Annotated in this window: 14 protein-coding genes; 10 read left to right on the top strand and 4 right to left on the bottom strand. The window is 67.9% G+C overall.

The window, feature by feature from the left end; translation table 11 throughout:
- The first annotated feature begins 128 nt into the window (after positions 1–128).
- The 3 genes from NKJ07_RS05250 to NKJ07_RS05240 are packed head-to-tail and all read left to right on the top strand — an operon-like array spanning position 129 to position 1877.
- Positions 129–503 (top strand): YlbF/YmcA family competence regulator, encoded by a 375-nt coding sequence (locus NKJ07_RS05250; protein ID WP_318569533.1) that lies wholly within the window; start codon positions 129–131, stop codon positions 501–503.
- Positions 504–557: 54 nt separating this feature from the next.
- A complete protein-coding gene (locus tag NKJ07_RS05245) occupies positions 558–1241 on the top strand; it encodes a MinD/ParA family ATP-binding protein (RefSeq protein WP_318569532.1) in 684 nt (227 codons plus the stop codon).
- Between the two features lie 9 nt (positions 1242–1250).
- A complete protein-coding gene (locus NKJ07_RS05240) occupies positions 1251–1877 on the top strand; it encodes an RAD55 family ATPase (RefSeq protein ID WP_318569531.1) in 627 nt (208 codons plus the stop codon).
- A 127-nt stretch (positions 1878–2004) separates the two neighbouring features.
- Here the strand turns inward: NKJ07_RS05240 and NKJ07_RS05235 are convergent, their stop codons facing one another.
- A complete protein-coding gene (locus NKJ07_RS05235) occupies positions 2005–2262 on the bottom strand; it encodes a DUF8049 family protein (protein WP_318569530.1) in 258 nt (85 codons plus the stop codon).
- Positions 2263–2366: 104 nt separating this feature from the next.
- Positions 2367–3392, bottom strand: a complete 1026-nt coding sequence (locus tag NKJ07_RS05230; RefSeq protein WP_318569529.1) for an FKBP-type peptidyl-prolyl cis-trans isomerase — start codon at positions 3390–3392, stop codon at positions 2367–2369.
- A 279-nt stretch (positions 3393–3671) separates the two neighbouring features.
- Here NKJ07_RS05230 and cyaB point away from each other — a divergent pair, with 279 nt between their 5' ends.
- The 3 genes from cyaB to NKJ07_RS05215 all read left to right on the top strand — a co-directional run bounded on the left by cyaB (position 3672) and on the right by NKJ07_RS05215 (position 5941).
- The gene (gene cyaB / locus NKJ07_RS05225; RefSeq protein ID WP_318569528.1) at positions 3672–4271 is read left to right on the top strand and encodes a class IV adenylate cyclase; all 600 of its coding nucleotides are present in this window, start codon (positions 3672–3674) and stop codon (positions 4269–4271) included.
- 108 nt (positions 4272–4379) lie between these two features.
- Positions 4380–5597, top strand: coding sequence for a methionine adenosyltransferase (locus NKJ07_RS05220; RefSeq protein ID WP_318569527.1), 1218 nt, complete (start codon positions 4380–4382; stop codon positions 5595–5597).
- 164 nt (positions 5598–5761) lie between these two features.
- Positions 5762–5941, top strand: coding sequence for a hypothetical protein (locus NKJ07_RS05215; RefSeq protein WP_318569526.1), 180 nt, complete (start codon positions 5762–5764; stop codon positions 5939–5941).
- A gap of 91 nt (positions 5942–6032) precedes the next feature.
- Here NKJ07_RS05215 and ppk1 read toward each other — a convergent pair whose 3' ends face one another.
- The gene (gene ppk1, locus NKJ07_RS05210; RefSeq protein ID WP_318569525.1) at positions 6033–8558 is read right to left on the bottom strand and encodes a polyphosphate kinase 1; all 2526 of its coding nucleotides are present in this window, start codon (positions 8556–8558) and stop codon (positions 6033–6035) included.
- A gap of 178 nt (positions 8559–8736) precedes the next feature.
- Between ppk1 and NKJ07_RS05205 the strand changes: the two genes are divergently transcribed.
- The 3 genes from NKJ07_RS05205 to NKJ07_RS05195 all read left to right on the top strand — a co-directional run bounded on the left by NKJ07_RS05205 (position 8737) and on the right by NKJ07_RS05195 (position 10803).
- Positions 8737–9921, top strand: coding sequence for a tRNA sulfurtransferase (locus tag NKJ07_RS05205; RefSeq protein WP_318569524.1), 1185 nt, complete (start codon positions 8737–8739; stop codon positions 9919–9921).
- Between the two features lie 133 nt (positions 9922–10054).
- Positions 10055–10309, top strand: coding sequence for a hypothetical protein (locus tag NKJ07_RS05200; protein WP_318569523.1), 255 nt, complete (start codon positions 10055–10057; stop codon positions 10307–10309).
- Positions 10310–10347: 38 nt separating this feature from the next.
- Positions 10348–10803 (top strand): DUF5804 family protein, encoded by a 456-nt coding sequence (locus NKJ07_RS05195; protein WP_318569522.1) that lies wholly within the window; start codon positions 10348–10350, stop codon positions 10801–10803.
- Here the strand turns inward: NKJ07_RS05195 and NKJ07_RS05190 are convergent.
- On the bottom strand, positions 10800–11741 hold the full coding sequence (locus NKJ07_RS05190) for a PLP-dependent cysteine synthase family protein (protein ID WP_318569521.1): 942 nt from the start codon (positions 11739–11741) through the stop codon (positions 10800–10802). The two genes, NKJ07_RS05195 and NKJ07_RS05190, sit on opposite strands and share 4 nt — an antisense overlap.
- 111 nt (positions 11742–11852) lie before the next feature.
- Between NKJ07_RS05190 and NKJ07_RS05185 the strand changes: the two genes are divergently transcribed.
- Entirely contained in the window at positions 11853–12401 is a 549-nt protein-coding gene (locus NKJ07_RS05185) for a DUF7504 family protein (protein WP_318569520.1), read from the top strand.
- Positions 12402–12410: the final 9 nt, after the last annotated feature.

Genomic DNA, 12410 nt, shown 5'->3' with positions numbered 1-12410 from the left:
CGGTCCGCACCGTCGACGACTGCATCGAACCCACACCACGTGAACGGCACCCACGCACTCGAACGTTTCGTCGGACGCCGCGCCACCGCAGCCGGCAAATTCAATTGTGTCCTCCCCCAAGCGAGTCCATGAGCGTCGAGACGACGAGCCTCGAAGAACTGGGTCGCGAACTCGGAGCGGCCATCGCCGAGACCGACGAGTACGAGCGTTTCGAGGAGGCCAAGGCGGCCGTCGAAGCCGACGACGAAGCGCAGGAACGCATCCGCGAGTTCAACCAGCTCCGCGAGGAGTTCATGTTCGCCCGCCAGACCGGCAACGCGACGCAGGAGGGGATGCAGAAGCTCCAGGAGAAACAGCAGAACCTCCACGACCTGCCGGTCATGGCCGACTACCTCGACGCGCAGTCCGAACTCCAGTCGCGGCTCGAATCGATCAACCAGGCCATCTCCGCGCCGCTCGCGGTCGACTTCGGCGGCGAGGCCGGCGGCTGCTGCCAGGACTGACCGACGCGGGGGCGGTCCCCGGATTCAAATACCATCACGCCGCCAGCGTCGTCTATGCTCGCAGTCGCAGGCGGGAAAGGAGGGTGTGGGAAGACGACCACGGCGCTCGGCCTCGGAGCCGCCCTCGACGGGGAGGCGGTCGTCGTCGACACCGACCGTGACATGCCGAACCTCCACGCGATGGCCGGCGTCGCGCGCGAACCGACGGCCGCCGACGGCGTGGAACCCCAGCGCGTGATCGAAGGCGTCTCGGTGCTTCCCGCACCGCCACCGACGACCAGTGACGCCGAGGTGACGACGGTGTTGTCCCGCGTGGCCGCAGCGACGGACGCGCGCGTCCTCGTCGACTGCCCGGGGGGTGCGGGGCCGGACGCGGCCGCGCCGCTGTCCGCCGTCTCGGACGTGGTGCTCGTCTCGACGGCCTGTGCGCCGGCGCTCCGCGACGCGGCGAAGACGGCCGCGATGGCGCGCGCACTCGGCTGTCGCGTCCACGGAGTCGTCCTGACGCGGACGAGCGCGACCCCACGGGGCGTCGAGTCGTTGCTCGACTGTCGCGTCCTGGGGACCGTTCCGAACGTCGCCGCCCCGGTCCTCACCGACGACCGGGTCCACAGCGCGTACACGACCGTCGCCGAACGGGTGGCCTCGCGCGGGAGGCGGACGGGCGAGCACGATCTCACCACTCAGGGTATCAGATCCGATATCAGTATGACAACTCATATGTGTGACGACGTGTAACAACCCTGTATGACGAAGCGACTTCCGACCGGGATCACCGTCCTCGACAGGCAACTCGACGGCGGCATTCCGGCCGGGAGTATCGTCTTCCTCGGTGCGGATCCAGCGAGCCAGTCGGAGCTCATTCTCTACGAGTTGACCGCCGCACGCGGCACACTCTACCTGACGACCGCGCGCTCGGACCAGGCGGTTCGCGATGCGCTCGACCGCTCGTCGGTCCGCACCGGGAACCCGACGGTTCGCGGCGTCGACGGCGACGGTCCGGTCGACCAGGCACACCGACTCATCCGTGGCCTCCCCGAGGAAGCAAATCTCATCATCGATATCGTCGACGTCCTCGAACGCGTCGAGCCCGCTCGGTATCAGAACTTCCTCAACGAGGTCCAGACCCACATGATCAACACCGGCGGACTCACCGTCCTCCACGGACTGAAGTCCGCGAACCTGCCGCGAAACCGCGGGCTGACGAAACACATGTCCGACATCGTCTTCGATCTCGACACCTCGGTGAGTGGCTCGGAGATCGAGAACCGCCTCGCCATCCCGAAGTTCCGCGGCGGTCGGGCGCTCGACGAGACGATCAAGCTCCGGCTCACCGAGGAAGTCGACGTCGACACCAGCCGCGACATCGCCTGACGCGGTCGGTCGACTCGGACGCGACCCGGACGCGGCTCGGCTCCGACGGCGGTCGACCGGGGAGGGACAGCGCGGACTCCGAGGCGGTGAGGCCACGTCACCGAGATACTCGCGGCGCTCCGAGTCCTCACACGACGAAGGAGGCGAACGTCGCCAGCGTCACGACGACCGTCGTACCGATCCAACTGCGCGGCGAGAGCGTCGACAGCGGACCGCTCCGTTTCGAGAACAGATAGCCGAAGTACGGAACCATCGGCGCGAGCCGCAGCAGCAGCGGCGGGCGCAGGCCGACACCGTACCGGAGTGAGAGGGTGAGCGCGACGGTGCAACCGGCCGCGACGAGGGCGACAAGGAGGTCGTCACGGACGCTCCCGGGGAGTTCCATACGAGCGAGGGCGTAGCCCACCCAAATAACGGATACGATACGCTACGGGCTCGCAACCGGAACGGCGAGCCGAGTCGAACGGTCGGCCGTCGAAGGACGGGGCGTTACTCCTCGTCGAGGTCGGCGTCGAGTTCGTCGGCGATCTCGTCCGCGTCGACGTCGACGTCGTCGAGGGCCTCTTCGATATCCTCGGGGGCCGCACCGCCGCCCATACCGCCCATCATTCCGCCCATGCCGCCCATCATTCCGCCCATCCCGTCGATGGTCTCCTGGACGATGACGCGGTCAAGGTCGAGACGGTTGATGACGTCCTGGGCGATCTGCTGCTTCGAGAAGAGCCACTGCTGGTTCATCGTCATCTGCGGCGTGGCCTCGATGTACAGCGTCTCCTTCTCGGCCGTCTGGAGCTCGGTCTCGTACTCGGGTTCGCTCTCCTCGTCGTCGTCGTCGTCGGATTCGACTTCGACTTCCACTTCTTCTTCGACCTCGTCGGTCTGGATCCAGAGTTCGGGCGTCTGCTGGAGGTACAGCCCCAGGAGGCCCTTGGCCTTGTCCGTGCGATCGTCGACGAGATCGAGGATCTCGTACTCGTACTCGAGGTCCTCACCCGCGAGCGGGTGGTTGAAGTTGACGCGCGCGCGGCCGCCGATGATGGTCTCGATCCGGCCCTGTTCGCCGTCGATCTGGACCTGCGCGCCGGGGTAGCGGTCGTCCTCGTCGATCTTCGAGGCGCTCACCGTGCGGATCTCGTCCTCGTCGACTTCCCCAAAGGCCTCGGCGGCGGGGATGGTCACGGTGCCGGCGTCACCGGCCTCGCCGCCGACGAGCGCGTCGTCGACGGCCTCGAACACGTGGCCCTCGCCGACGATGATGATGCGGGGCTCGAAGTCGTACTCCTCGGTGTCGATGTCGGCCTCCTCGGCGACCTCCTGGTCCGTAGTGTCGACGACCATTCCCTCCTCGTCCTCGTCTTCGTCGGGGATGGTCCGCATCGTGTACGCGAGACGGACGAAGTCGCCGTGCTGGATACCGTGTTCTTCCGCGTCGGCGTCGGTCTCCGCGTCGGCGTCGGTCTCCGCCTCGACCTCGGCGTCGACGTCCGTCGACTCCGCCTGCTGGTCATCGGTCATACCCCAACGGTGAGTCGTCCGACTCTTAAGAATCACGTTTCGGGCCGCGCGCGGCGTTACTCCCGGATCGTCGGCCCCACGACGGAGACCGCACGCGAGACGGGTCGTCGTCGGGAACGGGGAGTCGGAGAACGTCGAAGCGATTGACAGCGGCGTCATCGGCTCGAACTCCCGCGAAGAGCGAGCGATCGAGCCCCCTTCCAGGTCACGCCCGGCCGCTTCGTCGCCCCACGGCCGGAGACGACCACGCTTTTGTCCACGGCTCACCCTCTCGGGGGCGTGTACGAAGTCGAAGTGAAACTGCCCGCCGACCACGCCGGCGTTCGAGAGCGACTCGCGGAACTGGGTGCGGAGTCGCTCGGTACGGTGACCCAGCGCGACACGTACTACGACGCTCCCCACCGCGAGTTCGCCGAGACCGACGAAGCGCTCCGGATCCGCCGCGTACGCGGGGATGACGGGGGAGAGACGCTCGTCACGTACAAGGGGCCGCTCGTCGACGCCGACTCGAAGACGCGCCGCGAACACGAGACGGGCGTCGCCGAGGACGAGACGATGGACGAGATCCTGCGCGCGCTCGGGTTCCGGCCGGCGGCCGTCGTCGAGAAGGACCGCGAACGCTTCCCTTTGGGAGAGTACACGGTCACCCTCGACGCCGTGACCGACCTCGGCGAGTACGTCGAGGTCGAAACCGAGTCGGCCGCCGTCGACGACGCCCGGGAGGGCGTGTTCGCTCTCGTCCGCGACCTCGGCCTCGACCCCGACGACCAGATCAGGACCTCCTACCTCGGGTTGCTCCTCGCGCGGGACGACGCGAACGGGACTGGAGGCGACGACGGCAGAGACGCAGGAGTCGACGTCGGGACGGACACGACGTGAGCGAGCGCGGACAGTGAGGGCAGGGCCGAAGATAATACACCGTGGTAATACATCCGTTCGAGAAACTTTCCGCAAGTTATAGGCGATGGCCGGGTTTATCCTCCCTCAATGACCGAGCGGAACATCCAGATCGAGTCCGTCGACCGGCTCGCGGTGGAAGACCAGCAGGTAGAGATCGTCGAACGGAAAGGTCTCGGCCACCCGGACTCCATCTGCGACGGCATCGCTGAGAGCGTCTCCCGCGCGCTCTCGACGCTGTATCTCGACCGCGTGGGCCACGTCCTCCACTACAACACCGACGAGACGCAGCTCGTCGCGGGGTCGGCCGCGCCGGCGTTCGGCGGCGGCGAGATCCTCGAGCCGATCTACGTCCTCATCGTCGGCCGTGCGACCAAACACTACGTCGACGACGAGGGCACCGAGTACACCCTCCCCGTCGACGCCGTCGCGCTCGAAGCCGCGCGCGACTATCTCAACGAGACCATCCCCGAACTCGAAGTCGGCACCGACGTCGTCGTCGACGTCCGTCTGGGCGAAGGGTCGGGCGACCTCAGAGACGTCTTCGGCGACGACGGCCAGGTGCCGATGGCCAACGACACGAGCTTCGGGGTAGGCCACGCGCCGCTGACCGAGACCGAACAGATCGTCCTCGAAGCGGAGGACGCGCTGAACGGCCGGTACGCCGAGGCCAACCCCGAGATCGGTCCGGACGTGAAGATCATGGGCAAACGCGAGGACGACCGGATCGACCTGACCGTGGCCGTCGCGCTGGTCGACGCCTACGTCGAGGACATGAGTTCGTACAAGGAGGCCGTCGCCGACGTCCGGGCGTTCGTGGCGGACCTCGCGGGCGAGTACACAGACCGGGAGGTCCACGTCGACGTCAACACCGCCGACGACTACGACGAGGGCGCGATCTACCTCACGACTACGGGCACCTCGGCCGAGCAGGGTGACGACGGCTCCGTCGGGAGGGGGAACCGCTCGAACGGGCTCATCACCCCCAACCGGCCGATGTCGATGGAGGCCACCTCGGGGAAGAACCCCGTCAACCACATCGGGAAGATCTACAACCTCCTCTCGACGGAGATCGCTCATCGTGTGGTCGACGAGGTCGACGGGATCCGTGACCTCCGCGTCCGCCTGCTGAGTCAGATCGGCCGCCCAATCGACCAGCCACACGTCGCCGACGTCGAACTCGTCACCGAACCGGGCGTCCAGGTCGGCGACATCGAGGGCGCGGTGGAGACGATCGTCGACCGCGAGCTCGCGGCCGTCACCGAGATCACGGAACGGGTCATCGACGGCGAACTGCGCACCTTCTGAGGCCGGTGTCGTCGCGGTCGGGGGTCGGCCGCCGGCCCACCCGACTCGGTCGTCGCGTGCGAGTAATCAGATCTTTCACCAAGGGACCGCTCTACATACAATATCTACACCTTATATGCGTCTGTAGGCAAGTTTTAACACCCTATTCGACATCAATGTGAACAATGTCAGCAGACGACGCACCCATCACCGACCCCGTTCCAGCCGACGCCAGTGCCGACCCGACCCGCCCGCGCTCCCACGGACTGCCCGAGGACGACTCGGCGACCGCGTCGGGCACGAGGACGCGTCGGACGGCCGCGTACTGCTCGATGCAGCGGACGATGGACGAACTCTCGACGTAATCCGAACGCTCGGCCCAGCCCATCCATTTGGACACGTCACCCCTCTACTCTTCTCCGTCGGTCTCCGTCGACCACGCTCGGCCCGTACTGACTACGCCCAGTACCGCTCCACCAAGGCGGCCGCCGCCTCTCTCGTCTTCCGGTAGTCGCGGCCGCCGTCGGGCGTCCGGACCGCGAACCCGTAGCGGTCGCTGTCGGGGACGTACCAGCGGTCGGGGTAGTCGGCCAGCACCGCCGGGAGCTCCCCGTCGGCGACGGTGTCTGGGTCGCGTCCCCCGTCGCCCGAGGCCATGTGGGCGTTCGGTTCACCCTCGGTCGCGGGGTCGGTGCCGTCCGTGTCGTCCGCGTCGGAACGGTGTTCTCCGTCCGCCTCCAGCGACGGGCCGGTATCCGGTGCCGTGTCGGCCGGTCTCTCGCACAGGAGGGTCGTCTCGACGGCCGGGTGTTCGGGGACGATGCCGCGGTCGTCGCCGGCCTCGTGTGCGGCACGGGCGCGGTCCATCAGGACTTCCTGCGTGCAGACGGTCGACTCGTCCGGGCCGGGCCGGCGCTGGTCGTACGTACCGTCGGCGTTCATCACCCACGCCGACCGGTTGTCCTGCAGACAGAGGTCGAGCACGAATCGGAGCTGTTCGCGGATAGCGGGGTCGGAGACGGGCGCGACCGCCTCGACCCGGTTGTCGAGGTTGCGGGTCATCCAGTCCGCGGAGCCGACGTAGTACTGGGGGTTCCCATCATTCTCGAAGTAGAAGATGCGCGAGTGCTCGAGGAAGCGGTCGACGATGCTGTAGACGTCGACCGTCTCGCTCACGCCGTCGAGGCCCGGTCGGAGCCGGCAGATGTCGCGGATCACGAGGTCGATGTCGACGCCCGCGATCGACGCGCAGTACAGTTCCCGCACGAGGCTCGGATCCTCGAGCGCGTTGGCCTTGATCACGATGCGGGCGCGGCGACCGGCGCGGGCGTGTTCGGCCTCACGGCGGATCAGTTCCGTGAGCCGCCGTCGCATCGTCACCGGCGAGATGAGCAGTTTGCGGAACTGCTCGTCGAGCGAGGGGCCGGTGAAGAAGTTGAACACTTTCACCAGGTCTTGGCCGATGTCGCGGTCCGCCGTGAGCAGTCCGAGGTCGACGTACCCCTTCGCCGTACCGGAGTGGTAGTTACCCGTGGCGACGTGTGAGTACAGCTGGACGCCGTCTGCCTCCTCGCGGACGACGAGTGCGGTCTTCGTGTGTGTCTTCAACCCCACCGTCCCGTAGGCGACGTGGATGCCTTCCTCCTCCAGCGTGCGCACCCACTCGAGATTGTTCTGCTCGTCGAACCGCGCTTTGAGTTCGACCATCACCGCCACCTGCTTGCCGTTGTCGGCGGCGTCGATGAGCGACTGGATCACCTTCGAGTCCGACGCCGTCCGATAGATCGCCGCCTTGATCGCGAGCACGTCGGGATCGTGGGCGGCCTCGTCGAGGAACCGCTGGACCGTGTCGGTAAACGAGTGGTACGGGTGGTGGAGGAGCACGTCGTCACGGCGGATCTCGTCGAAGACGGTGTGGCTCCGCCCGTCGGGCCCCTCCGGCATTCGTTCCGAGTTCGGCAACCGCGGATGCGGGAGCGGCGACCAGTCGTCGAGCTTCAGTTCGGGCCGGTCCAGTTCGGTGAGGGCCATGAACTCGCGGTAGTCGATCGGCCCGGAGACGTCGTACACCTCCCGCTCGACGAGGTCGAGTTCCTCGATCAGCAGATCGCGGATCCGGTCCGGGGCGTCGGCCTCCAGTTCCATCCGGACCGCGGCGGCGAACCGCCGCTGTTCGAGCACCTCTTGGATGACCTCGATGAGGTCCTCCGCGACCTCCTCGTTCCGCCGGACCTCGGCGTTCCGGGTGAGTTTGAAAAGCGCCGTGTCGACGATCTCCACGTTCGGGAGCAGGAGGTCGAGGTTCGCGCGAACGACCTCTTCGAGGAGGACGAACCGGCGTTCGGGGTCGCCGACATCGGCGTCGACCTCGACCAGCCGGGGGCGGTTCTGGGGGATCTTCACCCGGGTGAACGTCGGGTCGGTCTGCCCCGGTTTCCGGGTCAGTACCGCCAGCGATAGCGAGAGGTTCGAGATGAACGGGAACGGGTGGGCGGGGTCGAACGACAGCGGCGTCAGCGTCGGTAAAACGCTCTCTTCGAAGTACGACCGCATCTCCGCTCGCTGGCTCTCCGTGAGATCGTCGTAGTCGGTGACGTGGATGCCGACCTCGGCCAGCGCCGGGCGGACCGTCTCTCGGTAGCACGCCGACTGCCGGTCGAACATCGGGCCGGCGACCTCGTGGACCGCCGTCCACTGGGCAAAGGGGGTACGGCCGTCGGCCGTCCGCTCGGTGACGCCCGCGTCGACCTGCTGTTTCAGGCCGCCGACGCGTTTCATGAAGAACTCGTCGAGGTTCTTGGTGAAGATGGCGAGAAAGCGGACGCGTTCGAGAAGCGGGTTGCGTTCGTCGAGCGCCTCGTGGAGGACGCGCCGCTGGAACGCGAGTTCGGAGAGTTCGCGGTTCAGATACAGCTCGGGGTCGCCGAAGTCGACGTCGGTGTCGGCGGTCGGTGCGGGGGGTGTGTTGCCGTTCTGTGACATGAGCGCGGGGGAGCGAGAGCCGTCAGTTGAGTAATAAGAGGGCTTCAGCACACAAGAGGGTTTATATGAATTCGGAAGTGGGCTACATAGCCCCGGTGAGGGGTACGAAGGCTCGCCTGTGCGGGGCCGTGCGGCGCGGACCGGAAACGCTGAAGCCCGCGGGGAGATAACGTCGACTGTGGTATCCAGCGCGACCGTCGTCGTCGGATACGGCGAGATCGGGATCAAGAGCGCGTCGGTCCGGACGAAACTGCTCGATCGGCTTGCGGTAAACCTCGACGCGGTCCTCGCCGACCGTGGACTCGACGCGACGGTCGAGCGGACGTGGTCGCGACTCTACCTCCACGGGCCGACCGCCGAACTCGACCGGCGTGCCCGGGCCGCCGCCGAGACCCCCGGGGTCGTCTGGGCGCGGCCGGCACGGCAGCGCGAGCCGACCCTCGACAGCATCGCCGAGGCGCTCCGGACGGCCGCGAACCACGCCCGAGACGAGACGTTCGCGATCCGTGGGGAACGCGCGGGACCGACCGACGCGCACCCGTTCACCAGCGCCGACATCGAACGCGTCGGCGGCGACGCCGTGCTCGACGCCGTCGGCGGCACCGTCGACCTCGACGACCCCGACCACTGTTACCGGGTCGACTGTCGCGAGGCGCGGGCCCTCGTCAGCGCCGTCCAGTACGACGGCCCGGGTGGGTTTCCCGTCGGCTCGCAGGGGACCGTCGTCGCGCTCGTGAGCGGCGGGATCGACTCCCCCGTCGCCGCCTGGCAACTGTTGCGGCGTGGCTGCGGTGTCGTGCCGTTGTACGTGGATATCGGGGCGTACGGCGGCGCTGACCACCGCGCCCGCGCGGCCGAGACGGTCCGCGGCCTCCGGCGGCGCGCGCCGAACGCCGACGTCCGCCTCCGGGTCGTCCCCGGGGGACCGGTGGTCGAGCGCCTGGTGCGGGAGGTCGGCGACACGCGGATGCTCTCGCTCCGCCGGGCGATGCTCCGGATGGCCGAAGTCGTCGCCGAGACCGAGGGCGCACACGCCGTCGCGACGGGCGAGTCGGTGGGCCAGAAGTCGAGTCAGACGGGCCCGAACCTCGCGGTCACGGCCGCCGCCGTCGACTGCCCCGTCTACCGACCGCTCTTGACGTGGGACAAAGACGACATCGTCGCCTGCGCGCGTGACATCGGGACGTTCGACGACGCGACGCTCCCCGTGGGTTGTGAGCGCGTCGCGCCGTCGCACCCCGAGACGGCCGCCGCCCGCGCCGCGGTGCGGGCGGCCGAACCGGACGACCTCCTCGACCGCGCGGCCGCCGCCGCCCGCGAGGCGACCGTGGCCGAGGAGGAACCCGGGAGCGACGAGACCTGACAGATCGAAGATGTCGTCCGACCGAACACGAACAGTGCTAACCGAGTCGGATTATTCCACGAGATACGATCTGAAACACGGTGAACGATCACACAAAAATGGATTTACATAGCTGTAGCTCGTACAGGGGAGTATGTCCCACACGAAGCGCCACGTCGCCCGTCCCCGCCCCGGCCCGGACTGGGTCGTTCAGGACGTGCGTCCGTACGCCTCCTGGCGTGAGGGGATCACCGAGTGCGCCGCCTGCGGGGCCGACGTCGACCTGACCGGTACCCACTACGGAATGGAACTCCTGCGACCGGACGACGCGGGCGAGAAACGGAGCGTCGAACGCGAGCGGTTCGTCTTCTGTTCGGCGCGGTGTGTCGATATCTGGCGCCGTGACTGACCGCAACCACTTTACTCGCAGGCGGTCTCCGCCGAGACGTGACGCGGGTCTGTGTCGTCGGGAGCGATGACGTGAACCTCCGGTACGAACTGCTCTCCCGAGAGACGTCGCGGGCCGCGCTGGCGACGTACGACCTCGACGAGCCGTTCGAGAACAGCGTGGCCGTCGACACCGTCAGCCTGGGTGCGGCCGTCTCGCTCCTCAACGATCTGAACTGGTATCTGGTGCGCTTCGCCGACCGGGCGTTCGTCCGCGACCCCTCGATCGACGCCGATGAGTGGCTCTCCCGCGATCTGGCGAGTGCGGTGCGGGACGGACGCCTCGACCCCGACGAGACGGACGAGTACGTCGCGGTGTTCGGCGTCGACGACGGCCGGTTAGTCGAGCCGATGTACGCCTCGCGCATCGACGGCGGACTGCCGGAGTACGACCTCCGCGACGTCGCGGAGACGGTCGTCGTCCGGCTGACGAGCGCGGAGTTCGACGCCGGTTAGTCGGTCTCGGCTCCACTCTCGCCCGACTCTTCGTCGACATCGAACATCCCCGTCGACATGTACCGCTCGCCGCTGTCCCAGTACACCGTCACGACGAGCGGGTCGTCGACACCGCGTTCGAGGAGCCGTTCGGCGACGCGCCGGGCGACGAGGTTCGAGGCCCCGCTCGACTGGCCCACGAGGACGCCCTCCTCGCGCGCCAGTCGCCGGCACTCTGCTTCTGCCTCCTCGATCGTGACCGTCTCGACGTCGTCGAGGAGGTCGACGTCGAGGTTCGGCGAGACGAAGCCGGGGCCCATCCCCTGGAAGTCGTCGATCCCCGGTTCGCCGCCCGAGAGCACGGCGTTGTCGGCGGGTTCGACCGCGACGACCGCCATCTCTGGGAAGGCCTCGCGGAGCCGACGAGCCGTGCCGGTGATGGTGCCGCCGGTGCCGACACCGGCGACGAAGGCGTCGATCTCCCGGCCGTCGACCTGTTCGATGATCTCCGGGCCCGTCGTCCGGTAGTGTGCCTCGGGGTTGGCGGGATTCTCGAACTGTCTGAGTTGGTGCATTCCCTCGGCTTCGAGTTCGTCCGCGCGGTCTTTCGCCGCCGAGATGTCGCCGTCGACCAGTTCGATCGTCGCACCGTACGCCCGCATGATTCCCCGCCGCTCGGGCGACTTCGACGCGGGCATGACGACCGTGAGGTCGTACCCTTTCGCCGCGGCGACCACGGCGAGTCCGATCCCCGTGTTGCCGCTTGTCGGTTCGACGAGGGCGTCGCCGGGTTCGATCTCGCCCGCGTCCTCGGCCGCCTCGACCATCGCCAGTGCCGGGCGGTCCTTGGCGGAGCCGCCCGGATTCTTCGACTCGATCTTCGCCGCCACCGTCGTTCCCGGGGGTGAGGAGACCCGGACGAGCGGCGACCCGATGGTGTCGAGGATGCTCCGGTTCATGTCGTCCGCTACACTACCCGATGGTAAACCGGTGACGGACCCGGCGACGGTGGGGGTTCGACGTCGAGAGGGCGGATTTTATATACTCCCCTCTCCCTTCAACGGGTGAACATGACCGAGCTGTCGGACGGCGCTGTCAGCCTGCGCCCCCAGGAGTCGTCGGTGCTCGTCCACGGCGACCCCTTGGCCGTGGCCGAACGGCCCGAGATCGACGCGACCGCCCGACTCGGGAGCGGTCGAATCGTCACGGCCGACGTCCGGTTCGGACGGCTCCCCGCCGCGGACGACGTGGCTGACGACGTCGTGCTCGTCGGGCCGGCCGAGGCCGGATCCGTCGGCGACGTCCCCGTCTACACGGTCGCCGGGCCGGGGGACCTCACGGGGTACGGGGTGGCGCTCACACAGGTGCTCGGGGACGTCGACGACCCACTGTTCGTCAGGATCGACTCGCTCACGACCCTCCTCCAACACGTCTCGGCCGACGCCGCGTTCCGGTTCATCCACGTCCTCTGTGGCCGGGTCGACCGCGAGACGGCGGTTCTCGCCGCCACCGTCGATCCGGCCGCGCACGACGAACAGACCATCGCCACCATCACCCAGCCGTTCGACATCGCCGTCACGGGCGACGACGGCCAGCGGCGGATCCGTCGACGCGGCTGAACAGGGTTA

The organism is Salinigranum marinum (assembly GCF_024228675.1).
In the GTDB taxonomy this organism is placed as follows: domain Archaea; phylum Halobacteriota; class Halobacteria; order Halobacteriales; family Haloferacaceae; genus Salinigranum; species Salinigranum marinum.
This window is presented reverse-complemented; position numbering and strand designations above follow the sequence as displayed.

Coding starts and splice junctions, on each gene's coding strand:
- NKJ07_RS05200 (WP_318569523.1), top strand. CDS start 10,055: ATGTCCCACACGAAGCGCCACGTCGCCCGTCCCCGCCCCGGCCCGGAC.
- NKJ07_RS05235 (WP_318569530.1), bottom strand. CDS start 2,262: ATGGAACTCCCCGGGAGCGTCCGTGACGACCTCCTTGTCGCCCTCGTC.
- NKJ07_RS05230 (WP_318569529.1), bottom strand. CDS start 3,392: ATGACCGATGACCAGCAGGCGGAGTCGACGGACGTCGACGCCGAGGTC.
- NKJ07_RS05250 (WP_318569533.1), top strand. CDS start 129: ATGAGCGTCGAGACGACGAGCCTCGAAGAACTGGGTCGCGAACTCGGA.
- NKJ07_RS05245 (WP_318569532.1), top strand. CDS start 558: ATGCTCGCAGTCGCAGGCGGGAAAGGAGGGTGTGGGAAGACGACCACG.
- NKJ07_RS05190 (WP_318569521.1), bottom strand. CDS start 11,741: ATGAACCGGAGCATCCTCGACACCATCGGGTCGCCGCTCGTCCGGGTC.
- NKJ07_RS05220 (WP_318569527.1), top strand. CDS start 4,380: ATGACCGAGCGGAACATCCAGATCGAGTCCGTCGACCGGCTCGCGGTG.
- NKJ07_RS05185 (WP_318569520.1), top strand. CDS start 11,853: ATGACCGAGCTGTCGGACGGCGCTGTCAGCCTGCGCCCCCAGGAGTCG.
- NKJ07_RS05215 (WP_318569526.1), top strand. CDS start 5,762: ATGTCAGCAGACGACGCACCCATCACCGACCCCGTTCCAGCCGACGCC.
- NKJ07_RS05240 (WP_318569531.1), top strand. CDS start 1,251: ATGACGAAGCGACTTCCGACCGGGATCACCGTCCTCGACAGGCAACTC.
- ppk1 (WP_318569525.1), bottom strand. CDS start 8,558: ATGTCACAGAACGGCAACACACCCCCCGCACCGACCGCCGACACCGAC.